This is a genomic window from Paenibacillus sp. FW507-14B1B, from assembly GCF_058781425.1.
The window spans coordinates 155336-180555 of the sequence record NZ_JBYSWS010000002.1 but is presented as its reverse complement, the minus strand read 5'-3'; the positions used below and the strand labels follow the sequence as shown (position 1 = coordinate 180555).

The window sequence follows — 25220 nt, the reverse complement described above, 5'->3', positions numbered from 1 at the left end:
TAATAAAGTAGGTGGAAATAGATTGGATAGTGTACAAGACATCATGGCTTTGTTTACAGAAGAAAATTTAAGCTGGTTTCTTGAGAAATTCAGGTCTCTTGGACCTATTCCTGGGATCCTCCTAACATTTATGAAGTCATTTATTCCACCGCTACCGACAGTACTTATTGTTGGAGTAAATGCGGCTGTATATGGTTTCTGGCCCGGATTTATATATTCATGGATCGGTCTTGTGAGTGGTTGTCTGCTTACGTTTCTGGTCGTTCGCAAAATATCTGGATCTCGATATCTGGATAAATGGGCTGCAAAACCTAAGGTACAACGTGGTATGAGATGGATTCAACGAAACGGATTTAGTTATGTATTTCTGCTGGGGATTCTTCCAGTTGGTCCATTTGTGGCCGTGAATATGGCTGCAGGAATTGCAAGGATGCATATTCGTTCCTATTTGCTAGCTGTTACATTAGGCAAGGGAATTATGGTGTTCTGTGTATCTTTTGTAGGTGCTAACTTTATGGAATTTATGAATCAGCCATTGCTACTGTTGGGGGTAGTTGCTGCGGTTATTGTACTTCTGTGGATCAGTAAGAAAATAGAAGCATTTATTCTCAGAGGGACAAATACGTCGCAGAAAAGTACAGAACTTACACCTGAATAGTTGTTAACACTTGTTCAATTCATTTTAAATTTTCCATTGTTTGGTATATAATTGATAAAACTATGGATAGTAAGGAGTATTTACAGACCATGACCAGACTTTGGACGGCATTAATCGAAGTGATAAGAATGATGATTTTGTTGATGGTTATCGTTGCTAGTCTTGGAGAAGTGGAAAAGAGGCTCTTATCATCAATTATGACGTGGCATGACTACTATGGAATGATATTGCTCGGTGGGAATGTGTTATTGTTTCTAGTTCTGTACCGCAATAAATTGCAATTTCACGGATGGTATCGCTCCGCTGAAACCCAGCGGAAGTTATCCAGAAAGGTAACGAGTAGCTGTATATCTTTAGGGATTATTTTGATCGTAACACCTGCTATTCTTTCATGGATAGGGTAAACAAAGAACAATCCTCCAAGAGTGGAGAATTGTTCTTTTTTATGGCTATTTTACAATCGTTTACGCTTATACAAGGTCACGAATAGTGAGGATAATATAAGTAAAATTAGAGCAACTCCCGTATAGAGGGCTTCACGACTGCTGCCTTGCTCGTTAGCCCCATCACGGCCGAAGCCATCTGGCCGGAAGCCGCCACCACCAAAGCCGCCTTCTGGCATTTTGCCATCCATTTGTCCTGGGTTCATTCCAGCCCCGCCAAATTGATCGGGGCGATTGTTCTGCTGCCCATTCTGAGACGATTCCGACTCGGTTTGAGTGGTCGTAGATGGCATATGTGGTGCACCATTGCTAGAAGTTTCGTTTGGATCACCAGTGGTAGCAGTAGGCATAGTGTCATTACCAACTGGATTACCAGCAGGAACATTACCAGGAACACCAGCAGCGTTCGTTTGCATGTCGTCTGGTGGGGAAGGCGGTGTGGCCTGCCCGTTAACCTCAGTGTCTCCACTATTCATAGGTGCTTGGTTTTGATTTCCCACATTGCCTGTATTCGTATTGTTGCCTCTAGTAGTACCGTCATTTTGTCTCATTTCTCGTCCCATGCCACGAACACCGCCAGGACCACCCATTCCCCCTCCGCTTCCACTTCCGTCTCCAGAAGAAGGGCTCGTCCCATCTAGTTGTTTCGAGATGCTCTCATTACTACTTGTAATGAAAGACGTAAGAGAAGGGATCGCTTGTTCATATTGCTCATACGAATAGAATGGTCTTGGATCGTTCTTCACATGAGTAGAGATTAATTCTTGTAATTCCTGAATTCTTGCTGTAATATTCTCTTCTTTCAAATAACCGTTAATCATTTCGCTTAGTATCTGATGATACTGTTCTTTATACTCATCAACTGCTAGCAATTTAGCTACAAGTGGGCGTTCCGCAACAGCGCCTTGTGTTGGCTCGTCGATAAGTATATTGCTACCTCCGAATCCTCCAAAAGCCATATTATAATCCCATGGAAGAATGTTAAAGATGCCGTCATCTTCATATAAATAATAGTTTTGTTTATTGGATCCTAGATAGCTGTCCATGTTGGAGGCTGCCACATTAAGTGCGATATATTTAAGCACATTTTCGACGTTCAGTACCTTCTCATAATCAGAACCATTATTTAGTTCATCCAGCATATCAATCAGGATATCATCGTTCGATTTCTCTGATTTCATAGCCAATCCTGTATAAGAGTCTAGGTCATCTCCGAGCCAAGTTAAGTCACTTCCGGCACCTGTCATTTCTCCTTTGTACAACGCACCTGTAGCATTGCCGAAGTTACGGTTGAGATATGCCTCATCAACTTGTTCAATAGCTAGGTAAAAGCCCCATAACTCATCATTCACATAAACATTCACGTATGAGAACCCCGGTGTTGGAAGCCCCACGGATTCAGCCAGTTCGTAAGTCAAGAATTCACGCATATAGGAGGCATCGCTATAATTGTTGTTTAGGTTTATTTTACTGATGCCACCTAATTGCTGGCTTATATATTCATCAAAAGATAACTTGAAGCTGTATCGATCGGAGTCCGAGTTCACTACACTTCTAAGACTTAAGTTGCCCTTGGTCCGAATGCCTACATGATCAAACTGGTATCCATTATAGTTAACGGATGCTTCCTTATATTCCTCTTTGCTGGCGTTATCCAGCATATCTTGAAAATCTGCCTCATCGATCGTTATTTTCACATCAATGACTTTATCTTTTGGGAAAATGTCATTGAGAGTAGCCTTTTTCCCATTCGTATCAGTACTTGAATTCACAGCGCTTGTGCTTGATTCTGCCGTGTCTGAATTACGATTTATCAGAGTAGTACAGCCCGTAATACTAAAGAGCAGAAGTAGGCAACAGAAGCCCATGAGAATGGGTTTGAAATTAGATTTCATATTCCTGACACCGCCTGTCTTAAGATACATAATCGCCGCTGTAACTGATTAGTACGGCATTCTTAACACCGCCCAGTTCAGAAATTTGATTTACAAAACGACCTTCCTCATCTTGTAGACGAACTTCGAGCGTGATTTCAATGTTACCGCGTGTAACAGTTTTTTGTTTCACATTGTATCGTTTTACGATTTTGCTAATTTGTTTATGAACTTCTTGTTCACTGGAATCACCATCGCAGTTAATAACAAGTAGATAAGGGGTTTCTACAGATGCTTTCTTGATGAAGAAGAACAGAATTAATCCAATAATAATAGAACCTACGGCAGCAAGCGTATAGAATCCTGCGCCTGTTACAATACCTGCGACTGCAGCCCAGAACAAGAAAATGAGATCTGTAGGATCTTTGATCGGAGTTCTGAAGCGAACAATGGATAATGCACCGACCATACCGAGCGATAGTACTAGGTTAGAATTGATGGCGATAATAACCATCGCTGTGATCATCGTCATTCCAATTAACGAAACATTAAAGCTTTTGGAATATAGAACCCCACTGAATACACGTCTATATAGGAAGTAGATAAATAATCCAATGATAAATGCGATACCTAGTGTGATTAACATTTTAGATAGACTAATGTCAGATACGAAATTCTCCATGACGGATTTTTTTATGACATCAGAAAAATTAGTGGTTGTTTCAGTCGTTGTGGTGTTCATTTCTTTTAATAATCCTCCCAAGTGTTATATTTCAGAAACTTTCTGCACATGACGTATTTGCTGGCGGATTGTCTGTTTAGACCCTCTAACTGGAGTACTGCTTTAATGGATTCAGGTAAATATTCATCGTATTTGACTTCCATAATAATAAGATTCTCATCAATCGCCCGAATGGGATTCAGATTCTTATTAAATAAATCAATAGAATGTAGTCCGCTGCGGAGTTCTTTATCGAATGTGATCCTAACATTTCCGTGATGACAAATATAAGGTTCACGGATATAATCTACAATGACCTTTGGACGTAGAAGATTATGTTTCATTTCATGATAAAGCTCCATAAAGAGTGGTTTGTCTGGATCATTTAATCCTTCGAAATGTCCAGCCATGATCTCTTCGGTCAGTTCTCTAGTTAAAGGCTCCTTAACTTTAGCTATGAAATCTTTGAACTTAATCTTCTTCTCAAAATGAATGGTTGTATCCTCAACATTGTAGATCCGAATTCTATATTTCACTCGATCCCTGATTCCGCCAAGCTTTTCGTGAAGTGCCTTGTTATTGATGTCATCAAAATATAAGCTGCGAATATGATATTCTCCAGATGGGTTAGCGTGTTGATCATAAGACACCAAGTTTCTCAGTCGTTTAGCAATAATCTGATATTGATGTTGGTTCACAAAAAACTTAAGCTCATGTCGATATTTCAGTTTCGTATTCATGTTTTCACCCCTTTACTTTCTAAATTGGTTACACTGTTGTTCAATCAGCATTGAACTACGGTGATTTCTATGGGATTTATACTAACAGTCATTCCTGATTCCTTTCTTAAGAACAACTGAATGTAAACTGAAAGTTTACATTGCGATAACAATTCGTTACCTTGTTGTGCTGAATATAATTATTACCTAAGGATGTGGATGCGAAGGATGGATATCGTCACGAGTAATCTGACACGAAAAGGCCGGCCCTATGTTCAAACAATGCTTATCGCAGGAACATTAGTATTGGCTATATTAATGGTGTTATGGTCGGAAAAACCACCTCAGCCGAAAGGTGAGAATGTATCGGAATTATACTTTTCCTCAGAACGAGCCATGCATCATGTCATTCAAATGGCACAGAAACCACATCCGAACGGGTCACTAGCGATTGAAGAAGTTAGAGGTTATATCATGGGTGAAATGGAGCAAATGGGTTTGAATCCCGAGCTTCAGGAGTCTAAGGATCATATAAAAACAGAATATTTTGAAGGCAATGTTGAGCTGACGAACATTTTGGGGGTATTGAAAGGATCGGGGAGTGGAAAACCACTACTACTAATGTCTCATTATGATTCGGTGTCATCAGGTCCAGGGGCAAATGATGCTACGGTAAGTGTTGCAGCACTTCTTGAGACTGCCAGGGCTTTGAGGGCAGGACCACAGCTTCAGAACGACATCTGGTTCTTGTTAACAGATGGGGAGGAGAAGGGGCTTCTGGGAGCACAGGTGTTTTTTCGAGATCCGAAACATCGTGGGGCCGTAGGCATGGTGGCTAATTTTGAAGCAAGAGGCTCAAAGGGTGCATCCATTATGTTTCAGACCAGTGAGGGGAATGGCCGCTTAGTTAAGGAATTTGCAAAAGCCGTTCGGAATCCAGTAAGTAATTCTCTTCTTGCAGATCTTTACAAAAAACTGCCGAATGATACCGATTTAACCGTAGCCTTAGCTTATGGTTTACCTGGATTGAATTTTGCTTACGGGGATGGCTGGACAGCATACCACACACCGATGGACAATGTCGAAAATGTTTCTCTAAATACAATGCAGCACCAAGGAGAGAATGCACTATCTGTTGCACAGCATTTTGGTAATATGGACTTGTCCAATCTGGAATCAGGAGATCATGTCTATTTCAATTTATTAGGTTTATTTATTCAATACCCTGCTTCGTGGGCCACCGTAATAAGTATTATATTTGCAGCTTGTTTGCTAGCATTGATCATGATCTTAAGTCGGAGATCCCTAATCCGTTGGAAGGGCATAACGCTCGGCATAATCATGACGATTACGGCGATGTTACTATCCTGCGGCATTTCATACGGGTTATGGCAGCTGGTAAATAATGAATGGGCTGAACGAATGACCATGCGATCGGGAGCTACGTATGATGCAATGCTGTACAGTATTTGCTTTTTACTGATAGCGCTCATCGTAAATGTGTTGATTTTTAAGTTGTTGCATAAGCAAATTTATGTTATCGAGATGATGGTTAGTGGCATGTTGCTATTCCTTTTGCTGCTCATTCTATCGACTTGGATGCTGCCTGGTGCAAGCTATTTATTTGCGATTCCACTGTTTTCTCATACCATAGTAATTTTGTCTGTTGTTCGTTCCAAAGATCCTATTCGTACATTACACCATCCCATTGTCCTTCTTTTAACGTGGGTCATACCTATACTTATGTTTACATCATTCTTCTATATCTTGTTTATAATGATGCCTTTGAGCATAAATCTCTTTAGTTCAATGATTGCTTCATTAATACTGTCATATGCCTATCCTGCACTTCGAGTGCTGGTGAGGAGTTGGCGTCTCGTTATTCCTGCAGCAATAGTTATCCTGATCGTACTGTTAGGTATAGGGTGGATTCAGGCTGAACCAGGACCCTCGCGTCCGGTGTATACGATGAGATAACTAAGCGGAATAGAGATCGTGGTTGATTAATCTAAAAAGCGGAGTGGCTTGGACCACTCCGCTTTTCCTATTTACAGACTTATAGAGCCGTGGCTGATAACGAGTTATCCATCTGTTTGTTCCGGTCCCGGAACATCCAGAAATAAAGTAGGGAGGAAGCGACATAGAGAGTACCTGTAATACAAAATGTAATCGCGTACCCCCAGTAATTCCCGTAAGTGGTGACCAGCATTGCTTGTACAGGGCCCATTGTGGCCCATCCAAGCATAAAAGCTGTTTGGGTGAACGAATTCGCAATCCCTCGGCGGTGGTCAGGGATTCGATCGATCAGAATCGAAGATTGAATCGGGTTAGCCGCATTCATTAGTGCTTGACGGAATAAGAAGCCGATGGCAGCAACACCGAAAATATTCGTAAAGCCTGTCAGTAATAAAAATGGTAACGACAAAATCTGAAAGCTAACGACAGCACGTACCGCTCCGACCTTATTAACAAGGAAAGGACCGATCAACATGGATACGATCGTCATGACTTGTCCAAGTGAGATTAAGATGCCTACTGCAGATAACGATACCGAGAAACGATTGGTGAAATATAGGTTTAGATATGGAACAACTAAACCAGAACCTAATCCAATTAGGAGCTGTGCTACGGCAAATTGACCAATGATTTTGAAATCAGATTTGGTGGTAGACGTCTTTATACGCTCTGAAATGTTAGATGGTTCAGGCATAACGGTTTCTTGTATCTTAGAATCCGTGGTGAATAACAAGGGAATAAAAGCTGAGAAAGTACAAGCTCCACCGATCATCAACACGATTTTTAAACTCAACACTTGTTCGATACCGAATATTTGAATGAAGTCAGCTAGAAACCCGCCGCCCATGCCCCCAAGAACTTGAGCAGCTAGAACAAGTGAGGCATGCAGGCTGAAAATTCGCATTCGATACGTTTTTTTCGTGTTCTCAGCCAGGAATGGAATCGCTAACACCTGAAAGAAGGACGAGAAAATACCAGTGAAAATTGCAAGGCCAAGCATACTAAATTCTGATTCCAGCATGGATCGGGCCATAAGTCCAATACCACTCAGTAATGCGCCTATCACGAGAATTTTTTTGCGGCTACCTCGATCACCTAAAAAACCGATTGGAATAAACAGAAGTGCAGTCGCCAACGACTGGACACTTACGACGGTTCCATTCATGGCATCCGGATAGCCCAAACCTTTTATGTATAGATTGTATAGAACACTAAACATCCCTGTTCCAATCTGATATAGCACATTGGCCAAGAAAAAAAGTTTGATGTTACGTGGCCAATCTTTCCATTCTTTTGCCGACTGTTGTATGATTCGCACGCGAGAGACCTCCTTTACAGCAGCAACTTCTCTATTCTATCAGGTTAATTGATGCCTTTAAAGGATAATTCTTCTATACAATAGGGTTGTGACTGAAGATCCGGGTTTGACATTTTATAGACAAATTATTATTATGTCTATATAAATGAAGGAGAGGGTGTTGACAACATGGAACTTCATGAGCGCTTTTGGAATGCTTCCATTGAAGAGTTGAAGCAGGGATTTGTAGAAGAGGTGCAGGGCTTTGTTTGCTTAATATGCGGAAGAGGAATAGAGAAGGGAATCATTTATCCTGATAACGATTTACTATATGAGCCTAAACGTTATATTGCCTTACATGTAGAGCGAGAGCATGGTTCCGTGTTTCAATATTTAGCGGCGCTAGATAAGAAGTTGACGGGTCTTACAGAGCATCAGAGCAGGTTATTGCAATTGTTCTATCAGGGTAAGAGTGATACAGAGGTCCAACAAGAGATGGGCATTGGAAGTGCATCCACGATACGGAATCATCGATTTGCTTTGAAGGAGAAGGAGAGGCAAGCAAAGGTTCTGTTAACGATGATGGAACTCTTGAAGGAAAAAGATGAGCACGCTCCTTCCTTTGTACCTTTGCACAAAACCGCCAAAATGATTGATGACAGATACAATGTTACCGAGGAAGAGCGAATAGCTATTCTGAATAAGCTTTTTCCTTCTGGCACGAACGGGAAATTACTCAAATTCAATTTGAAAGAGAAACAGAGATATGTTGTTCTCCGCGAAATATCGACGAGATTTCAATCGGGGCAGATCTATACTGAGGCTGAGGTTAACGAAATTTTAAAAGGTGTCTATGATGATTATGTTACGGTAAGAAGGTTCTTAATTGAGTATGGATTTATTGACCGGGAACCAGACGGAAGTAAGTACTGGCTAATATCGTAACTTTAAGAATGGGGAGGAAACAGAAAGATGAATCGGAGAACTGAATTAGTTCAAAAGTACAAGGAGATCAAGATTGAAGCAGGTATTTATCAGATAAGAAATGTGAAGAATGGTAAAGTTCTTGTTGTTGGAACACCTAATCTAAAGACGATGAACGGGAAACGCTTTGAGCTTCAAATGGGAACGAGCATCAATAAAGTATTGCAGCAAGAGTGGAATGAATATGGTGAGGATTCTTTTGAATTTGAAATTCTAGAGATCATCGAGCCCAAAGAAGATCCTTTTTATAATGTAAAAGATGCAGTGAATAAGAGAGAGGAATACTGGATTTCTGAACTGCAGTCTTATGGTGAACGCGGATATAACTCAATGAAACGAACGAAATAATATAAATACATGTTGAGAATTAAATAAACAGAGGTGCGAAGTGTTTGCACCTCTGTTTATTTAATTCTACACTATAACGACACATACATATGGAACAAGAAGTCTGATTTGTGTTAAATTTATGGGCATAGATCAATTCAATAAGGGAATGTTCGTCCATGAACATGAATACAACCTCAACCATTCCATTCAAGATGACAAATGGATAATTACTTCCATTTGCATGGGGGGATGCGGTTGATATATTATTTTCATAACGGTTTATAATGTTTACTACAACTATGTTTGAAATACGCGAAAGTGAGACGTGATCAGAAATGAGATCCATAGCATGGGTTACTGACAGCACAAGTACGATAGACTTAGAGTTTGCCAAAGAAAATCATATTTATATGGTTCCGCTGCGGCTTATCCTTGGTGATGAAACTTATAGGGAAAGTGTTGATATATCGGCAGACGATTTCTATGATAAGATGCGCCAAGAGTCTAAAGTCAGCAGCTCTCAGCCACCCATAGGTGAATTTATTGAACTGTATGAGTCACTTAAACAAAAATATGATGATGTGATCGCCATTCATTGCTCGTCGGCTTTAAGTGGAACCTTAAATTCCTCGATGCAAGGGGCTGAAATTGCTGAAGTGCCTGTGATTGGAATTGATTCTAAATTTGGAGCTTTTCCACTTCGTGAGATGATTATCGCGGGTGTTCACTGGCATAAAATGGGACATTCAGCGAATGAAATTAAAGAAAAGATCGAAGAAATGATTCATAATACATCTTTTTATGTTATTCCGTCAAGTCTTAGCCGTCTCCATAGCAGCGGAAGAGTATCAGGTACCCAATTGTTATTAAGTAACTTACTACGAATTCACTTGTTACTTCGATTTGACGAAGGAAAAGTTGTCGTTGCGGAGAAGATTCGCACTTTCAAAAAGGCAAGGCAAAAAATGGTTGATATTCTAAAAGAAGATATTCAGAAGATTAAGAAGGTATGCATCATGCATGCCAATAACATGGAAGAGGCTAAGGAAATTGAGCAAGAACTAAGTAAGATTAATCCAACACTAAAAACAGAGATTATGACATTTATACCTGTTGTTGGTTATCTTGCGGGTGAAGGCACCATTGCTATGTGTTGGATCAAAAATCAACCTACTTTTTCCTAATGAATTGAATATACAGACTAAACAGCCTACATTCTATTAAGCGGGCTGTTTTTTATTCTGTCTGTGTTGTTTAGGATCAAACTATATGAGTAAAGATTTGAATACTAAGATAGGAAGAAGGTATGGTATTGAGACGTTATACATATGTTCCGCTAATGGTGTGTCTCTTGTTCATTGGAATCATTGGTTGTGAAGAGAGTTCCGATCAGGGTACAGGGGCTTTAGAAGTAATCAAGCCAATTCACACACAAACAAATGAAAGTGCAGAGGGAAATAAAGATGCAGAAAATCAATCCAATACTAAAACAGAACCCCCCGAAAAAGACCCAGCACTAGAGCTGCTAAGTGAACTTAGCCTTGAAGAGAAAGTGGGGCAACTCGTCATTGTGGGTATGGAGGGCACTTCAGTAGATTCGTACACCCAAAAACTAATAAATAATTATCATGTTGGGGGATTCATTTTCTTTAAAGATAATATAGCCAGTACAACGCAGGCGGTAAATCTGTTCAACCATCTTAAAAAAGAGAATGCAAATAACCCTGTGCCACTCTGGATGAGTATTGATGAGGAAGGTGGTCGTGTGTCTCGTATGCCTGAATCGTTTCTGCGTCTACCTGCCAGTGGAGTTGTCGGGAAGAAGAATGACACCGCACTAACTTACAAGATGGGGAGTCAAATTGGTCAAAGATTAAGTGGCTTTGGTTTGAATATGGCTTTTGCTCCTGTGCTTGATGTGAACAGTAACCCCAATAATCCGGTAATTGGTGATCGTTCATTCGGCAGTAATGCAGCACAGGTGGCGCGGCTAGGGACGGCTGCGATGAAAGGGATTCAAGAAGCGGGTGTGGTAGCGGCTGTAAAACATTTTCCTGGTCATGGTGATACTGTGGTTGATTCTCATGAAGGATTGCCTGTTGTAAATGTTGATATGAATCGACTTAACAAGCTCGAATTAGTTCCTTTTAAGGAAGCCATCGATCAAGGGGCTGATGTTGTGATGGTTGCCCATCTTCTGATGTCGAAGATTGATCCCAAAACACCAGCTTCCTATTCTAAGCCTATCATTACAGGATTATTAAGAGAACAACTTGGGTATAAAGGTGTTGTTATTACGGATGATATGACCATGGGTGCAGTTGACAATGGTAAGATCGAACTCGGTGAAATCGCAATTCGGTCTGTACTTGCGGGGAGTAATATCGTTCTTGTAGGTCATGAGTACGATAAAGAAGAAACGGTGGTTAAAGCTCTCCTCAAGGCGGTTAAGAGTAAGCGTATCACGGAAAAAGTACTTGATGAGCGAGTGCTTCCTATTTTACGTCTAAAAATGAAATATAGTATTAAAGATACATTTGTTAAAGAGCCGGATGTGAAATTGCTCAATAAGGATGCTCAGAAGTTGCTTAATAGCGTTAAGTAGTTTATATATATTTTGAATGAAAGGGTTTGAAGTGTCGCTTTTAAAACGTTTACATACTATTATTAGTGATAAGCTGGCTTAGTGGGACGGAGGAAGATTATGTTAGGTGAAGGAATAGAGCATCAATCCATTTTTGAACATATGTACCAACACGCACCTATTGGTGTCGCCATCGTTTCTTTGGAAGGTAAGTGGTTGAAAATCAATCCTGCCGTATCTCATATACTTGGATATTCAGAATTGGAAATTAAGCAGGTTTCATTCGATGATATATCTCACCCTAAGGATCACAAAGGGTTTGAAAAGATGTCAAAGTTAGCAGAGAATCATATTACAAATAATGAGATAGAGCAGCGTTTTATTCGTAAGGATGGTTCCATTGTCTACACATCATTACATATAACTTGTGTTCGTGATGAATCAGATGCTCCATTATACTTCGTAAGTTATGTTATCGATATTACGGAGAAGAAGAAGGCGGAACAAAAGCTGCTTGATACGGAGGAGTTATACCGACTCATCTCAAACAATGCACAGGAAATAATATTCTACCTTTCGCCAGAAGGAAGATGGAATGACTGCTCACCTTCAGTCTTAGAGCTGTTAGGCTACCACCCTTCCGAACTCATTGGGCTATACAACGAGGAACTGTACCATCCCGATGATCTAGATGCAGTTCATCAAATGGTGAGTCAGGAATTAGGGGTTGTACAATATCGCTTTCGTCAAAAGAGTGGGAGTTATCGTTGGTTCGAAACAACAGTTCAAAAAGTAACCGTTGCTAATGCTACAAATTATCTATGTGTAGGCCGAGATATAACAGAACGTAAACGTAGTGAAGAGATGCTGAATGAAGCAGAACGAATAGCAGCGATAGGCAGCTGGGAATGGGATATCAAGCGTAAGAAGATTGACTTATCGGAGCAGGTATATCGTATATGTAGGATGGATCGGGACAAGCTTGATGTAGCTACTTTTAATATATTAGATTTTGTTGATAAACGTGATCGAGCAGACTTAGAGAGAGCTATTCGGAAGGCGCTAAAGGGAAGTGCTTTCAATTATGAGTATCGATTAATACATGACAATGATACGATTCAATATTTTCATCTCAAAGGAATAGTATCTTATGATGATAACGGCAGACCTCTGAAGATGATTGGTACCATTCAAGATATTACAGAACGAATTGAAATGGAACTTAAACTGCAGGAAACCGTTGAACGTTATACCTCTCTCAAAAAATACAATCATGATGCCGTGATATCTCTTGATCTAAACGGAAATATCGTACATGGCAATATGATGGCTGAGAAGCTTACGGGTTACAGTATTAAAGATATGGCCGGTATGAGTTTGACACGTTTTACAGGTGTTCGCAATTTGAGCAAGGTTTTGAAGGATTCGTTAAAAGATACGTCAAGCAATCATAGTATTGATTACTTTGAACATAAAGATGGTCGTTCAATTGAAGTGATGACAACGATAGCTCCAATCATCATCAATGAGGAGAATGTTGGATTCTATGTCATTGCCAAGGATATTACGGAACAGAAAAAATTGCTGATTGAAAAGGAAACAGCAGAAAGCACGAATCGTGCAAAGAGTGCATTCCTAGCCATGATGAGTCATGAAATTAGAACTCCGATGAATGGTGTTATAGGAATGACAGATTTGCTTATGGACTCAGATGGGCTTGATGACGAGCAGAGAGAGTATGTTCGGATCATTCGGAAAAGTGGAGAATCCTTACTAAATATCATCAATGATATTCTGGACTTTTCAAAGATTGAGTCTGGGAAAACGACGCTTGTCCATGAACCATTCCGGCTGCAGGAAGTTATTGATGAAACGTTCGACCTATTAAATCCCAAAGCTATTCAGAAGAATTTAAAGATGGCGTATACAATGACACCAGAAATACCGAAGATAATGATCGGAGACTCAGAAAGATTAAAGCAAGTGTTGTTAAATATTCTGGGCAATGCCTTGAAGTTCACATTTACGGGTGGAGTTTATATGAACATTCAGGAGCTTGAATCAGAACCGGGGCACATTCAATTGGAATTCACGATTCAAGATACAGGGATAGGCATACCTGATGAAAAGGTAGCGGGCTTGTTCCAACCTTTTTATCAATTGGATCACTTCATGACACGTAAGCATGAGGGAACCGGCCTAGGTCTTGCAATAAGTCGTAAGCTGGTAGAGATGATGAACGGTGAGATCTGGATCGAACCGACCGAGAAACCGGGTGCTACTTTTAAATTCAAGGTTATTTTTGATCGCAATGAAAAGGTCCTTGAGAATGAAGAGAGCGTTAGCAGTTTGTCTCCGCTTGAGAAGAGCAAGAATCTTCAGATATTAGTTGGGGAAGATAATGAGACGAATCAACTCGTTATTCAGAAAATGCTTGAGAAGTCAGGTTATCAAGTGGATATCGCATCAAGTGGTAAGGAAGTTCTGGAAAAGGTTCAGCTACGATCATATGATCTCATTTTGATGGATGTGCAGATGCCAGAAGTGAACGGTTTAGAGGCAACGAAGGCGATTAAGAAGATGTTCCCTTTAAATGAAGTGCCTGTCATCATAGCAGTAACCGCGAATGCACTAAAGGGAGATCGGGAATATTGTATTGCGGCTGGGATGGATGATTATATAAGTAAGCCGATCAAGAGGACCGAATTACTAGAGGTCATAGAACGGTATTTTGGATGAGTAAGTAGAAATGACAACAAAAAAACCGATCTCTAAGGAGATCGGTTGTATTAACATAAACTAGAAGTTGAAATCATAGGTTTAATATGATAGAATGACGGATAAATAATTATTGTTTTAAGTCATAATAATCTACAATAAGATTAGCATAAAATATCAGAAATGTCAACAGGGGGGCATAGAATGGAAAACCGTCACGATGCGGATTTCGCAATGGAACGAGAGGCTGCGGAACCGGAAAAAACAGTGAGTTCTCCTTCCGAGGATTTTTCGGTGCATGATGACCTAACGCTTCCTCCGGGTATTAAGATTAGTGATCCAGTTCGCATGTATTTGAAAGAAATTGGTCGGGTACCCCTTCTATCGGCAGATGAAGAAGTGGAACTTGCTAAGCGGATTAACAATGGTGATGAGGAAGCCAAGCGTCGTCTGGCTGAAGCGAACCTGCGACTTGTTGTAAGCATAGCAAGACGTTATGCTGGAAGAGGCATGCAGTTCTTAGATCTTATTCAAGAAGGTAATATGGGTCTGATCAAGGCTGTTGAGAAATTCGATTATTCCAAAGGCTTCAAATTTAGTACCTATGCTACCTGGTGGATAAGACAAGCGATTACTCGTTCTATTGCCGATCAAGCGAGAACAATACGTATCCCTGTGCACATGGTCGAGACAATCAACAAGCTTGTTCGAATTTCTCGTCAGCTTCTTCAAGATCTGGGACGCGAACCTACACCTGAAGAGATTGGTAAAGAGATGGACATCAGTCCAGAAAAAGTACGCGAAATTCTTAAAGTTTCACAGGAGCCTGTATCACTTGAAACTCCAGTAGGAGAAGAAAGTGATTCGAACTTGGGTGACTTTATTGAGGACCATGATGCCCTTGCTCCTGCGGATGCCGCAGCGTTTGAACTGTTGAAGGAGCAACTAGAAGAGGTGCTGGATACGCTCACGGAGCGTGAAGAGAATGTACTTCGTCTTCGTTTTGGACTTGAGGATGGCAGAACCCGTACCCTGGAGGAAGTTGGCCAAGTGTTCGGTGTAACTCGTGAACGTATTCGTCAGATTGAAGCAAAAGCACTTCGTAAATTAAGACACCCTAGCCGTAGCAAACGATTGAAAGATTTTCTTGAATAGTTCTGTTTTGTGTCATGGTTGCTTAAATTGATGAGACGGAGGCTGAGGTTATGAAACCGGGATTTCGGATTACATGTTTGCAATGCGGAGCGGAGCATTCAGTTGTTCCAGGAAAGCGAAACTACCGTAAAGAACAGATTGTATTCGGCACGGATAACTATGGCTCAGATCAAATCTCTTGTGAGTGTGGAAATGCATTAGAGGAACACAGTCAATATGAAGGCACAGAACAAGAAGAGTTTGTTGTTGAATGGAGAGACATTTCTAATCCCAAGTCTTAGGAATGATATTCACAACAGCCCGTTGAAATAAGGCAGCTTACATGCCATTTTCAACGGGCTGTTTTTTATTGACAGTGAAAACTGCGGTTGAATGAATTGACATGGGTCAAGGGCTTCCATCATAATTATGAAACGTAAGTGAATAGATTTAATCTGGATAACACGATTACTGATAGAGGAGTGACATGACACCGATGAGTTTACATACATCCGCTATTGAGCGGTTATGCTTACGGGATATACCGTTGTCGAGCTACTCTACATATGGCATTGGAGGAGCAGCTAATTACGTGGCTCTGCCAGAAACAGTAGAAGATCTGACGGCCTTGTATCAGGATTGCCAAACAAAAGGGCTTCCTTGGTACAATTTTGGCATGGGTTCCAATATTTTATTTCCTGATCATCCTGAACGAGATCGGGTGTTTATATCACTCAAACGTCTGACGGAGCTTCGGGCAGAGAACGGTAAATGGTTTGTATCTGCCGGTACGCCGATGTCTATGCTCTCCTTAATGGGACTTAGCGGTGGTTCGGATCAGTTAGACTTTACGTTCTTGCTTCCTGGTTGTCTGGGAGCAGGTATTTATATGAATGCCAAGTATAATCATCGGCAAATCTGCGACATCATTGAGAATGTATATTATTTAGATCTATCTTCTTCGTCATTCATCGTTCAGTCCATTCCAGCAGGTGAATGTGATTTTGCATACAAGCAGTCTATTTTTCAACATCACCCATGGATTATTGTAGGTGCAGATTTAAAGATTCCTGTTCACTCTGAAGAACAGATTCAGTACATGTCATCGTTGGTACCTGCTTGGAAAGAAAGAGGGAATCATCCTTCCTCACTTCCACATTTCTTTTCATTCTTCTTAGGAGAAGTACATGCACTAGCCGGAAAAGGAATCGAGGCACCGCAGTCCATGCTTGATATCATTAAATACCGCACAAGCAAAAAGCATTTTGATTATCCCTCATGCGGCTCGGTGTTTAAGAATAACTACGATTACGGTGTCGCCATTGGGTCACTTGTAGAACAGCTTCATTTGAAAGGAACGGAACATGGTGGAGCGATTATATCTCCTCATCATGGGAACATGATTCTAAATCAAAATTATGCCAAAGCTTCCGATATTCAGTACCTAATGCAAGTCATTACGGAAGCGATTGATCGGAAATTTGGTTTTGTGCCGGAACCTGAAATTGTTATCGTGTAATGAAATTTTTAAAATCAGTGTAAAGTAATTGGAATAAGTAGAATTTAACGATATAATCAGATAGAATTATACCTACAGAAGTTTCTCAGGAGTCTTAGATAATCAAACGACGGAGGGCATTTATTATGGAAAAAACTTTAATCTTTGGACACAAAAATCCGGACACGGATACGATCTGTTCTGCAATTGCGTATGCTGAACTGAAGAAAGAACTCGGTCTAGAAGCGGAAGCAGTTCGCCTTGGAGAGATCAACGGAGAAACCCGTTACGCACTTGATTACTTCAAAGTGGAGTCACCGCGTTTTGTTGAGACCGTAGCTAATGAAGTAAAAGAAGTTATTCTCGTTGACCATAATGAGCGTCAACAAAGTGCAAATGATATCGATCAGGTGCGCGTCGTAGAAGTAATTGACCATCACCGTATTGCTAATTTTGAGACAAGCCATCCGCTTTATTATCGTGCTGAACCGGTAGGGTGCACTGCAACTATCCTAAACAAGATCTACAAGGAAAAAGGTGTGTCGATCCGTAAGGAAATTGCTGGTCTTATGTTGTCCGCTATTATTTCTGATTCCTTGCTCTTCAAATCTCCTACTTGTACAGAAGAAGATGTGGCTGCAGCTCGTGAATTAGCTGAGATTGCTGGTGTTGATGCTGATTCTTACGGATTGGACATGCTTAAAGCTGGAGCAGATCTAAGTGATAAGACGATTGCACAATTGATCTCTTTAGATGCTAAAGAGTTCCAAATGGGTGGAGCTAAAGTTGAAATTGCACAAGTAAACGCGGTAGATACGAATGATGTTCTCTCCCGTCAAGCTGAATTGGAAGATGCAATTTCCGCGATCATTGCAGAGAAGAAATTGGACTTATTTGTTTTTGTTGTCACGGATATTTTGAATAATGATTCCGTTGCACTTGCGCTGGGACAGGAAGCTCACGCGGTTGAGAAAGCTTACAATGTCACTCTTAACAATAATCAAGCATTCTTAAAGGGTGTCGTTTCACGTAAATCACAGATTGTTCCTGTATTGACGGAGTCTTTCAACAAGTAATAATGAAATTTCATTTGGTAACCCGTTTGTTACACTTTGGTGTGACAGACGGGTTATTTGCATGCGGAAGATTGAATTATTGTAATGTTTTGAAGACGAAATGAAACCCTTTTTGCAGCTAATCTGAATATAATAATCATATAGAACGACGAAGAAATGTGATGTTTTACCTAAGAAATGGTTTTATGTTCCATCAATCAGGGTAATTGTTATATAGATATCCGTTCTCCATTGAATACATAGGGGGAGTTGTTATTTATGAAAAAGCCAGTATGGAAAATGATAGCGATGATGTTAGTGGTATTGATGATGATGACGTCGGTAGGTGTTGCTTCAAGCAATGAGGAATATACACCGGTTGTGAAGACACCCAATCAAGAGGCTGTGTTCATTAATTCTATAGACATAAAAGATGGTAAAGTGTATCTAAATGTTGATCCGATCCAGTGGTACGAAGGCGAAGAAGCGAACGAAATCTTCCGTGAACGCGAACAAGATCCTGAAATGACAGAAGCGCCGGATGGTTATTATATTGTTAATGACAAGGAAGAACAAGTGGTTCTGAATGTCGCTGATCATGCGGAAGTACAGCTTCAACTGTACGATCACACAGGACGTATGGAAGATGCTCAGATTAATTGGAACCAAGCCGTAAGCTTGAAGAAATTCTTGGCTGTGTATAATAAGAATGATATCATCGACATGAAGTGGTTCCCGTATCATATTACAATCGAAGATGGTACCGTTGTAAAAATTATTCAGCAATACACTCCATAAACTAAATTAAAGGGGCAGTCAGATCGAATGATCTGAACTGCCCCTTTGTTTATAGTTTGAAGAAGCTAACACGTTGTCGTCACATTACCTTATTGTTCAGGTGAGATCTGTGAAATACTTCGCTGCTTGGAAGGATTTTTCTTAAGCTCAATGTTCCGTGTGTGAACGAAATTCGTAACAAAATCCTTAACTTTCGCTTTACGTTCCTCGTACGATTCTTTAGTTAGCTTCCCCTCTGCAAAACGTTGATCCAAATGATCCGTAACCGCTTTTACTTGCTGATCAATGACAGTCTGTACATTGACGCCATTTTCTGTGGCGATATCAGCGAGAGATTTTCCAGAATGCAGGGATTGCTTAAGTTGTTCAGGAGTCACTTTCAGAATTTTTGACAATTCATCGGCATTAGCCAGACGACCGTGACGCCGTTTACTGCCATGATGCCATCCGCCTTTCTTATCAATAAGCTTATCAGCTACTGCTGAGAAATCCATGTTAGCACCGAGTGGTGTTGGTCTCGAAGCTGCACGTTCCTTCATCAATTCAATCACTTTAGTTTTTAATGCTGCACGCTCAACTCCTTGCTGTTTAGCGATGTCAGCGAGTGATTCCTTCTGCAGCTTATCATACATAACTTTAGGCTCCAGGTTAAGGAATGTGGCGAGTTCCTTCAGCATACCGCTACCATGTTTAGAGATCCGTTCACTTCCTTGAAGGACTTCCTCTTTAGACACCTCAGCATTAGATATTCCTTGAAGTGTTAACGAGAATATCAAGGTGAGAGCAAGGCTAAGTAGCCTTTTGGTCCATGAGTGTTTATTACGCAATACAATCTACCGCCTTTCAAAGTTAGTTGGTGTTTCTATCCATCATTGTTTCCGTGTAACCTGAATTCATCCTTAAGGTTTGCTTAAGATCTCCTGAATTTGGATCGAGATCAATGACAGTGAGTGTCGCAAAACGTCGACTTTTGTCATCTAATATGGTATCATGAAGCTCTGATAACGTGCTAAAGCGCAAAAGAAATGACTGGCAATGAAGATATGTCCAGTCCAAGCATACTAGGGGGCATTTTGGAATGAGAAAGACATTGTTATTTTTGATGAGTGGATTATTAATATTTTCTATGATTGGATGCTCAAGCGCTGACAACTCGAGTGGTAAAAAAGAATTGATTGTTGGCATTGATGACAAGTTCGCTCCGCTCGGATTCCGTGATGAGAAGAACAATATTGTCGGATTTGATATTGATTATGCGCGTGCTGCGGTTGAAAAGATGGGCTATGAAGTAAAGTTTCAACCTATAGATTGGAAGGCTAAGGAGTCTGAATTAAGCAGTGGCCGAATTGATCTAATATGGAATGGTTACACCATTACAGATGAACGCAAGGAGAAGGTTTTATTTACGAAACCGTATTTAGAGAACAGTCAAGTTGTAGTTGTCTTGAATAATTCGGAAATGAAAAAGATTGATGATTTAGCAGGTAAGAATGTAGGGCTGCAAGGTCTTTCCTCCGCTGCTAATGCGCTTGATAGCAATGAGATCAAATCCCAAATTAAGAATATTTCTGAATATCCAGACAACGTACTTGCGCTTAGTGATTTGAAAAATGGCCGTGTAGATGCTGTCATTATCGATGAAGTTGTTATTAAATACTATATGTCGAAAGAAGAAGGAACTTATACGTTGCTTGAGGATACATTGGCTCCAGAAGATTATGGAATTGGTATCAAGAAAGGAAGGGAAGACCTTCTAAATGAGCTTCAGACAGCCTTGGATACACTCAATTCAGATGGAACATCCGCAGAAATATCGAAGAAGTGGTTTGGCGAAGATAAGGTTTTGAAATAAAGAAAATCCTGAACATCAGGTTATAACATAGGAGCTTGAAATCATGGACATCAACTATTTAATTGACATCACGATCCCAATGCTGGAGGGTGCTCAGGCGACGATATTGCTGTTTATAATCGCAATCCTTGCCTCCATTCCACTTGGCTTCGGTCTGACTATGATGGCGAAGAGTGCGATTAAACCGCTAGTGTGGGTCGCGAATGCTTATATTTACGTCATGCGAGGAACACCGCTTTTACTTCAGCTGTTGTTCTTTGTATATGGACTCCCCTTGCTGCCTGGAATAGGAGAGCATTTAATCATGGACCGCTTTGTAGCGGCTAGTCTGGCGTTTGTACTGAATTATGCTGCATATTTTGCTGAGATATTCCGTGGTGGCTTGCTTGCCATTGATAAAGGTCAATACGAAGCGGCACAGGTGCTAGGGCTCAGTCGCTGGCAGACTACAACACGTATTATTTTGCCTCAGATGTTTCGTATTGCTCTGCCCTCCGTATCGAATGAGTCGATCACGTTAGTGAAAGATACGGCACTGTTGTACGCGGTCGCAGTTCCCGAGATTTTGTATTTTGCCCAGACAGCTGTCAATCGAGATTTCAAGTTACTACCGTTCTTTGTAGCGGGAATAATATTCTTACTTATGACCCTCGTTTTGACGCTATTATTTAAGTACCTTGAACGAAAGTTCAAATTCGAATAAAGGACTGTCTAAGAAATGGCTATTATTGAAGTTTCTAATCTTAAAAAATCATTTGGTGATTTGGACGTGCTGAGAAATGTGTCCTTTGAAGTAAATAAAGGGGAAGTTGTTGCCATCATAGGGCCATCGGGTTCCGGGAAGAGCACAATGCTTCGCAGCCTCGTTCATCTGGAAGAAGTGAATGGGGGATCGATCCGCGTCCAGAATGAATACCTCGTTCAAGATGGAAAGTACACGGATACTAAAAGGCTTAAGCAGATTACCTCCCGTATGGGAATGGTATTTCAACACTTTAATTTATTTCCACATTTAACGGTTGAGAAGAATCTTGAACTTGCCCCTAGACACGTAAAAGGGGAGTCAGATGTGAATGTACGTCACAAGAGTGCAGAACTGCTGAAGAAGGTAGGTCTTTCAGACAAAGCAAGAGTTCACCCAGGCAAGCTATCAGGCGGACAGAAGCAGCGTGTAGCCATTGCACGGGCGCTAATGATGAACCCTGACATTTTACTGTTCGATGAACCTACCTCGGCATTGGATCCAGAGCTCACTGAAGAGGTGCTACAGGTTATGAAGCAGATTGCTGAAGAACATATGACAATGGTCATTGTAACTCATGAAATGGGCTTTGCAAGAGATGTAGCAGACCGTGTCATCTTCATGGATCATGGTGAAGTGATCGAGTCTGGTACACCGGAACAAATATTTGATCATCCGAAAGTAGAGCGAACCCGTGCTTTTTTGAACCGAGCGTTACATTAATTAGAAAAGACGAAAGTGATAGCATTAAAAATGCTGCGCTTTCGTCTTTTTGTTGTAGTTATGAATTGCGTATTGTTTTGATGTGAGAAGAATAAAAGAATGTATCATCAACAATATTAAGGGGGCGGGCGGGAAATACATTGGTGAGAATCTACACAAGGAGGCGATAAATATGGAGCAGCAAGAGCCGGATCATTTCATAAATGCAGAACATATTCCCGAAGAGATACTGGACCAATCTTATGCAGAATTATATCGAAACATTGGGTATTGGGTGGAACAGTCTGAAGGAATAACGAATGTCCCGAGCCCCCAAAAATTTGATGAGAATATCGATCCTCTCACGGACAATTTGTCAGCTGATGAAAATACAGATTAAAAAGGGAATCATCCGGTATTTCTATATTATCTTATCCTAATAACATGATTGTTCCACCTAACATAGGTACGGCGATCATGGCTAATCTGAGTAGTATTTTAGGTGCCCTAGCAGTAAACTTAGCACCTATATAAGAACCGATCATCGTGCCGGCAACCACCTGTAGAAGAAGAATCCAATCGATATATCCGGCCTGGAAATAGCCGAAGCCTCCGAATAAAGCAATTGGCATGATGACAAGCATTGTTGTGCCTACAGCAAGCCTCATAGGCATATGGAACAGAATCATAAGTGCAAGCTGGATAAAGGGAGTAGAGCCGATTCCGAATACCCCTGACATACCACCTGTGAGTAGTCCTGAGATCGCAGCCATCATCCAGAAATGAGATGATCGAACGGAATTGAGAATGGGACGACTAGTAAGAGTCATTCGGGTCCTTGCCCATATTAAGATACCGGAAAGAAAGAGCATTAGGGCCGTACACCATACCAGCTTGTCCTCTGGAATGAGACGGGCTGCAAAGCTACCTGCATAAGCTCCGATTGCCCCAAACAGTCCGACGGCTAATCCCACGGAGAAGATGGTGTTGCGCTCCCGCATATGGCTGATCGATCCGGAGATCATCGTAAATACCATTGCGGCAATTGATGTGCCAAGAGCGGTATGAACGGGGATATGAAAGATTGTTACAAGTAAGGCGATGATGAATCCTGACCCGCCGGCTCCAACAAATCCAAGAAGGAGCCCCATGAGCAGCATGGTGAAAAAGATCGTCATGTATGTTCGCTTCCTTCGTGATGAGATAGATAGAGATAATTATTTTTTTATTATACAACATTTGCTAAGGTCTACTCGTTTTCATTCAATTGTAGAATTCAAAAGATTAAAGAAGACAAGTGATCGTCCTTTTGGGCGAAAGCTTGTCTTCTTTGGGATATTTTATTCTTTTACGATCAGTCCAAATATTTTGGTGAATAAAACGGCCTGAGTAGGTGAGATAATGCATCCCTGAAGGTCCTCTAATGTACAACCTAGATTATGAAAATCTGTTTTGCTTAGATCAATTCCAGCGAGCTTCGTACCGGAGAACTGTGCTTGGTCAATGTTGGTATCTTCAAAATCCACCTTCGATAATTCAGAATGATAGAAATCCGATTTAATTAGTGAAGTAGAGCGGAAGGATACCTGCTTCATATTCGCAAAACGAAGGGTGGCATAATCTCCGGTACAATGATGAAACGAAGTGTTTCGGATGGTTGCTGCTGTAAGATCAAGCCCTAGTATTTTGCAGTGATTAAATTGTGTTCTGTGAATGATGGCATCACTTAAGTCGACATTAGACAAATCGCAGTGATTAAATACGACATCGGTTAGCTCAGCATTTTGAAGTGAAGTGTGTCCAAAAGTCGCCCGGTTAAATACCGTTTGATCAAATAATACTTTCTTGGCATTCGCATAGGAGATGCGTTCATCCTCAATGACAACTTGTCTGAAGCTGGATTCGTCCTCGATCTCAAGATCAGATAATGATATGGAATCAAGTACTTTGGGGATTTTGGGTGCTGCGATTTTGATACTGCTATTGGTCGATCGTGAAGCTTGTGACATGATATACCTCCGGTCATTATCAGGAATCAGATTCATTCCTCGTTTGTAGATTCATACTGCTCCATCATTAGCTTAGCTTGGGCGATTACCCGTTCCTTGAGTTCTACAGGGCTGTGTACTCGAATAAACGGTCCGTGTGACAAAATAATCTCGCAAGCAGACTCCAATGTATCGAATTGTACTTCGGCTTTTAGCCAATCCTGCTTATAAGGGGTTTGGTTGAGGATCTTAACGTAGCGCTCCCGCTCAAGTCGACTTAGTCGTGACTCTTCGAGATAAAGAGTAGCGTGATAACGGGGCAAGTTTTGTTTAAACTCTTTCATGGAGGACTCCCAGTAGCTGGCTAAGTTAAAGTTAGCAGGCCGTTCAAAAGAATCCTCGAGCAGCTTGGCGTTCAATAACCGGGATATTCGGTATGTACGCAATTCGCCATCGGTTTCAGCGGCGACATACCAAACGTTCCGTTTAGCGATGAGGCCAAGGGGATGGATGATTCGCTCGACGATTTTATCTTCACGCTGGTACTGAATCGCTAGCTTTCGCTCACTCCACACCGCGTCTTGAACCGTTGATAAGCATGATATGGTATCATGTGCTGGGCTCCACCCTGCACCATCGATATGAATACGAGATCTCACCACTTCTGCTTCCTTACGGATGGAGTCTGGGGATGAGGCTAATATTTTCTGAAAGGCTGTCTCATAATGCTTCAAGATGCCTAAGTCTCCGAGGAGATGATCCTGATTGGAGAGAAGCAGGGACATCAGTTCTTCCTTCTTCATGCCAGTCAGCTTGGTCTGGTATTGCTCAGATAAACGCCAGCCCCCGTGAATCCCTCGTTCTGCATAGATGGGAATACCGGCGGCGCTAAGAGCTTCCATATCGCGGTTAATCGTTCGCTCTGATACCTCTAATTGTTCTGCAAGATGACGGGAGGTCATTTTGCCTTTATTTTGTAAGATTAGAAGGATGGATATCAATCGGTCAGCTTTGATGATGCTCACCCCGTTTCTCTCAAGTAAATGTTTTTATATTAGTGTACCATGAAAATAAGACAAAGGATGTCATATATAGTTTGCTACACTA

Annotated in this window: 25 protein-coding genes; 17 read left to right on the top strand and 8 right to left on the bottom strand. The window is 41.0% G+C overall.

Annotated elements, in window-relative coordinates; translation table 11 throughout:
• Positions 1-43: 43 nt before the first annotated feature.
• Positions 44-658 (top strand): TVP38/TMEM64 family protein, encoded by a 615-nt coding sequence (locus tag AC3WJJ_RS08935; RefSeq protein ID WP_492541973.1) that lies wholly within the window; start codon positions 44-46, stop codon positions 656-658.
• A gap of 89 nt (positions 659-747) precedes the next feature.
• A complete protein-coding gene (locus tag AC3WJJ_RS08930) occupies positions 748-1062 on the top strand; it encodes a hypothetical protein (protein WP_492539878.1) in 315 nt (104 codons plus the stop codon).
• Positions 1063-1112: 50 nt separating this feature from the next.
• Here the strand turns inward: AC3WJJ_RS08930 and AC3WJJ_RS08925 are convergent, their stop codons facing one another.
• Genes AC3WJJ_RS08925 through AC3WJJ_RS08915 form a run of 3 tightly spaced genes read right to left on the bottom strand, consistent with a single transcriptional unit; the run spans position 1113 to position 4436 of the window.
• Positions 1113-2996 carry a CotH kinase family protein gene (locus tag AC3WJJ_RS08925; RefSeq protein WP_492539877.1) on the bottom strand — a complete coding sequence of 628 codons (1884 nt, stop codon included), beginning with the start codon at positions 2994-2996 and terminating at the stop codon, positions 1113-1115.
• A gap of 19 nt (positions 2997-3015) precedes the next feature.
• On the bottom strand, positions 3016-3717 hold the full coding sequence (locus AC3WJJ_RS08920) for a DUF4956 domain-containing protein (RefSeq protein WP_422657127.1): 702 nt from the start codon (positions 3715-3717) through the stop codon (positions 3016-3018).
• Positions 3718-3722: 5 nt separating this feature from the next.
• Positions 3723-4436 carry a polyphosphate polymerase domain-containing protein gene (locus AC3WJJ_RS08915; RefSeq protein ID WP_492539874.1) on the bottom strand — a complete coding sequence of 238 codons (714 nt, stop codon included), beginning with the start codon at positions 4434-4436 and terminating at the stop codon, positions 3723-3725.
• A gap of 207 nt (positions 4437-4643) precedes the next feature.
• On the opposite strand from AC3WJJ_RS08915, the gene AC3WJJ_RS08910 reads away from it, so the two are divergent.
• Positions 4644-6392 (top strand): M28 family peptidase, encoded by a 1749-nt coding sequence (locus tag AC3WJJ_RS08910; RefSeq protein ID WP_492539872.1) that lies wholly within the window; start codon positions 4644-4646, stop codon positions 6390-6392.
• Positions 6393-6471: 79 nt separating this feature from the next.
• On the opposite strand, the gene AC3WJJ_RS08905 is transcribed toward AC3WJJ_RS08910, so the two are convergent.
• The gene (locus tag AC3WJJ_RS08905) at positions 6472-7749 is read right to left on the bottom strand and encodes an MFS transporter (RefSeq protein ID WP_492539870.1); all 1278 of its coding nucleotides are present in this window, start codon (positions 7747-7749) and stop codon (positions 6472-6474) included.
• A gap of 168 nt (positions 7750-7917) precedes the next feature.
• Between AC3WJJ_RS08905 and AC3WJJ_RS08900 the strand changes: the two genes are divergently transcribed.
• From AC3WJJ_RS08900 to AC3WJJ_RS08855, 10 genes are all read left to right on the top strand, one after another.
• A complete protein-coding gene (locus AC3WJJ_RS08900) occupies positions 7918-8673 on the top strand; it encodes a DUF2087 domain-containing protein (RefSeq protein ID WP_492539868.1) in 756 nt (251 codons plus the stop codon).
• A gap of 27 nt (positions 8674-8700) precedes the next feature.
• Positions 8701-9060, top strand: coding sequence for a GIY-YIG nuclease family protein (locus AC3WJJ_RS08895; RefSeq protein WP_492539867.1), 360 nt, complete (start codon positions 8701-8703; stop codon positions 9058-9060).
• Between the two features lie 317 nt (positions 9061-9377).
• A complete protein-coding gene (locus AC3WJJ_RS08890) occupies positions 9378-10226 on the top strand; it encodes a DegV family protein (RefSeq protein ID WP_492539865.1) in 849 nt (282 codons plus the stop codon).
• 122 nt (positions 10227-10348) lie between these two features.
• A complete protein-coding gene (nagZ, locus tag AC3WJJ_RS08885) occupies positions 10349-11647 on the top strand; it encodes a beta-N-acetylhexosaminidase (RefSeq protein ID WP_492539863.1) in 1299 nt (432 codons plus the stop codon).
• A 99-nt stretch (positions 11648-11746) separates the two neighbouring features.
• Positions 11747-14365: a PAS domain S-box protein gene (locus AC3WJJ_RS08880; RefSeq protein ID WP_492539861.1), complete on the top strand. Its 2619-nt coding sequence runs from the start codon at positions 11747-11749 to the stop codon at positions 14363-14365.
• Positions 14366-14578: 213 nt separating this feature from the next.
• Positions 14579-15499, top strand: a complete 921-nt coding sequence (gene rpoD / locus AC3WJJ_RS08875) for an RNA polymerase sigma factor RpoD (RefSeq protein WP_492541971.1) — start codon at positions 14579-14581, stop codon at positions 15497-15499.
• 50 nt (positions 15500-15549) lie between these two features.
• The gene (locus AC3WJJ_RS08870; RefSeq protein WP_492539859.1) at positions 15550-15780 is read left to right on the top strand and encodes a hypothetical protein; all 231 of its coding nucleotides are present in this window, start codon (positions 15550-15552) and stop codon (positions 15778-15780) included.
• Between the two features lie 194 nt (positions 15781-15974).
• Entirely contained in the window at positions 15975-16997 is a 1023-nt protein-coding gene (locus tag AC3WJJ_RS08865) for a UDP-N-acetylmuramate dehydrogenase (protein WP_492539857.1), read from the top strand.
• Positions 16998-17122: 125 nt separating this feature from the next.
• A complete protein-coding gene (locus AC3WJJ_RS08860) occupies positions 17123-18052 on the top strand; it encodes a manganese-dependent inorganic pyrophosphatase (protein ID WP_492539855.1) in 930 nt (309 codons plus the stop codon).
• Positions 18053-18310: 258 nt separating this feature from the next.
• On the top strand, positions 18311-18829 hold the full coding sequence (locus AC3WJJ_RS08855; RefSeq protein WP_492539853.1) for a hypothetical protein: 519 nt from the start codon (positions 18311-18313) through the stop codon (positions 18827-18829).
• An 89-nt stretch (positions 18830-18918) separates the two neighbouring features.
• Here the strand turns inward: AC3WJJ_RS08855 and AC3WJJ_RS08850 are convergent, their stop codons facing one another.
• The gene (locus tag AC3WJJ_RS08850; protein ID WP_492539851.1) at positions 18919-19656 is read right to left on the bottom strand and encodes a hypothetical protein; all 738 of its coding nucleotides are present in this window, start codon (positions 19654-19656) and stop codon (positions 18919-18921) included.
• 251 nt (positions 19657-19907) lie between these two features.
• Between AC3WJJ_RS08850 and AC3WJJ_RS08845 the strand changes: the two genes are divergently transcribed.
• The 4 genes from AC3WJJ_RS08845 to AC3WJJ_RS08830 all read left to right on the top strand — a co-directional run bounded on the left by AC3WJJ_RS08845 (position 19908) and on the right by AC3WJJ_RS08830 (position 22525).
• The gene (locus AC3WJJ_RS08845) at positions 19908-20681 is read left to right on the top strand and encodes an amino acid ABC transporter substrate-binding protein (RefSeq protein ID WP_492539849.1); all 774 of its coding nucleotides are present in this window, start codon (positions 19908-19910) and stop codon (positions 20679-20681) included.
• Between the two features lie 43 nt (positions 20682-20724).
• On the top strand, positions 20725-21384 hold the full coding sequence (locus tag AC3WJJ_RS08840) for an amino acid ABC transporter permease (protein ID WP_492539847.1): 660 nt from the start codon (positions 20725-20727) through the stop codon (positions 21382-21384).
• Between the two features lie 15 nt (positions 21385-21399).
• Entirely contained in the window at positions 21400-22146 is a 747-nt protein-coding gene (locus tag AC3WJJ_RS08835) for an amino acid ABC transporter ATP-binding protein (RefSeq protein WP_492539846.1), read from the top strand.
• A 172-nt stretch (positions 22147-22318) separates the two neighbouring features.
• Positions 22319-22525 carry a hypothetical protein gene (locus AC3WJJ_RS08830; RefSeq protein ID WP_492539844.1) on the top strand — a complete coding sequence of 69 codons (207 nt, stop codon included), beginning with the start codon at positions 22319-22321 and terminating at the stop codon, positions 22523-22525.
• Between the two features lie 31 nt (positions 22526-22556).
• Here AC3WJJ_RS08830 and AC3WJJ_RS08825 read toward each other — a convergent pair whose 3' ends face one another.
• The 3 genes from AC3WJJ_RS08825 to AC3WJJ_RS08815 all read right to left on the bottom strand — a co-directional run bounded on the left by AC3WJJ_RS08825 (position 22557) and on the right by AC3WJJ_RS08815 (position 25129).
• Positions 22557-23303 (bottom strand): sulfite exporter TauE/SafE family protein, encoded by a 747-nt coding sequence (locus AC3WJJ_RS08825; protein ID WP_492539842.1) that lies wholly within the window; start codon positions 23301-23303, stop codon positions 22557-22559.
• Positions 23304-23465: 162 nt separating this feature from the next.
• Positions 23466-24134 carry a pentapeptide repeat-containing protein gene (locus AC3WJJ_RS08820; protein ID WP_492539841.1) on the bottom strand — a complete coding sequence of 223 codons (669 nt, stop codon included), beginning with the start codon at positions 24132-24134 and terminating at the stop codon, positions 23466-23468.
• A 32-nt stretch (positions 24135-24166) separates the two neighbouring features.
• Positions 24167-25129, bottom strand: a complete 963-nt coding sequence (locus tag AC3WJJ_RS08815; RefSeq protein WP_492541969.1) for a helix-turn-helix transcriptional regulator — start codon at positions 25127-25129, stop codon at positions 24167-24169.
• Between the last annotated feature and the right edge of the window lie 91 nt (positions 25130-25220).

What these genes read in the sequence shown, in the direction of transcription:
- AC3WJJ_RS08935 (WP_492541973.1), top strand. Translation starts at nt 44, where the DNA reads ATGGCTTTGTTTACAGAAGAAAATTTAAGCTGGTTTCTTGAGAAATTC.
- AC3WJJ_RS08930 (WP_492539878.1), top strand. Translation starts at nt 748, where the DNA reads ATGACCAGACTTTGGACGGCATTAATCGAAGTGATAAGAATGATGATT.
- AC3WJJ_RS08925 (WP_492539877.1), bottom strand. Translation starts at nt 2,996, where the DNA reads ATGAAATCTAATTTCAAACCCATTCTCATGGGCTTCTGTTGCCTACTT.
- AC3WJJ_RS08920 (WP_422657127.1), bottom strand. Translation starts at nt 3,717, where the DNA reads ATGAACACCACAACGACTGAAACAACCACTAATTTTTCTGATGTCATA.
- AC3WJJ_RS08915 (WP_492539874.1), bottom strand. Translation starts at nt 4,436, where the DNA reads ATGAATACGAAACTGAAATATCGACATGAGCTTAAGTTTTTTGTGAAC.
- AC3WJJ_RS08910 (WP_492539872.1), top strand. Translation starts at nt 4,644, where the DNA reads ATGGATATCGTCACGAGTAATCTGACACGAAAAGGCCGGCCCTATGTT.
- AC3WJJ_RS08900 (WP_492539868.1), top strand. Translation starts at nt 7,918, where the DNA reads ATGGAACTTCATGAGCGCTTTTGGAATGCTTCCATTGAAGAGTTGAAG.
- AC3WJJ_RS08895 (WP_492539867.1), top strand. Translation starts at nt 8,701, where the DNA reads ATGAATCGGAGAACTGAATTAGTTCAAAAGTACAAGGAGATCAAGATT.
- AC3WJJ_RS08890 (WP_492539865.1), top strand. Translation starts at nt 9,378, where the DNA reads ATGAGATCCATAGCATGGGTTACTGACAGCACAAGTACGATAGACTTA.
- nagZ (WP_492539863.1), top strand. Translation starts at nt 10,349, where the DNA reads ATGGTATTGAGACGTTATACATATGTTCCGCTAATGGTGTGTCTCTTG.
- AC3WJJ_RS08880 (WP_492539861.1), top strand. Translation starts at nt 11,747, where the DNA reads ATGTTAGGTGAAGGAATAGAGCATCAATCCATTTTTGAACATATGTAC.
- rpoD (WP_492541971.1), top strand. Translation starts at nt 14,579, where the DNA reads ATGGAACGAGAGGCTGCGGAACCGGAAAAAACAGTGAGTTCTCCTTCC.
- AC3WJJ_RS08870 (WP_492539859.1), top strand. Translation starts at nt 15,550, where the DNA reads ATGAAACCGGGATTTCGGATTACATGTTTGCAATGCGGAGCGGAGCAT.
- AC3WJJ_RS08865 (WP_492539857.1), top strand. Translation starts at nt 15,975, where the DNA reads ATGAGTTTACATACATCCGCTATTGAGCGGTTATGCTTACGGGATATA.
- AC3WJJ_RS08860 (WP_492539855.1), top strand. Translation starts at nt 17,123, where the DNA reads ATGGAAAAAACTTTAATCTTTGGACACAAAAATCCGGACACGGATACG.
- AC3WJJ_RS08855 (WP_492539853.1), top strand. Translation starts at nt 18,311, where the DNA reads ATGAAAAAGCCAGTATGGAAAATGATAGCGATGATGTTAGTGGTATTG.
- AC3WJJ_RS08845 (WP_492539849.1), top strand. Translation starts at nt 19,908, where the DNA reads ATGAGAAAGACATTGTTATTTTTGATGAGTGGATTATTAATATTTTCT.
- AC3WJJ_RS08840 (WP_492539847.1), top strand. Translation starts at nt 20,725, where the DNA reads ATGGACATCAACTATTTAATTGACATCACGATCCCAATGCTGGAGGGT.
- AC3WJJ_RS08835 (WP_492539846.1), top strand. Translation starts at nt 21,400, where the DNA reads ATGGCTATTATTGAAGTTTCTAATCTTAAAAAATCATTTGGTGATTTG.
- AC3WJJ_RS08830 (WP_492539844.1), top strand. Translation starts at nt 22,319, where the DNA reads ATGGAGCAGCAAGAGCCGGATCATTTCATAAATGCAGAACATATTCCC.
- AC3WJJ_RS08825 (WP_492539842.1), bottom strand. Translation starts at nt 23,303, where the DNA reads ATGACGATCTTTTTCACCATGCTGCTCATGGGGCTCCTTCTTGGATTT.
- AC3WJJ_RS08820 (WP_492539841.1), bottom strand. Translation starts at nt 24,134, where the DNA reads ATGTCACAAGCTTCACGATCGACCAATAGCAGTATCAAAATCGCAGCA.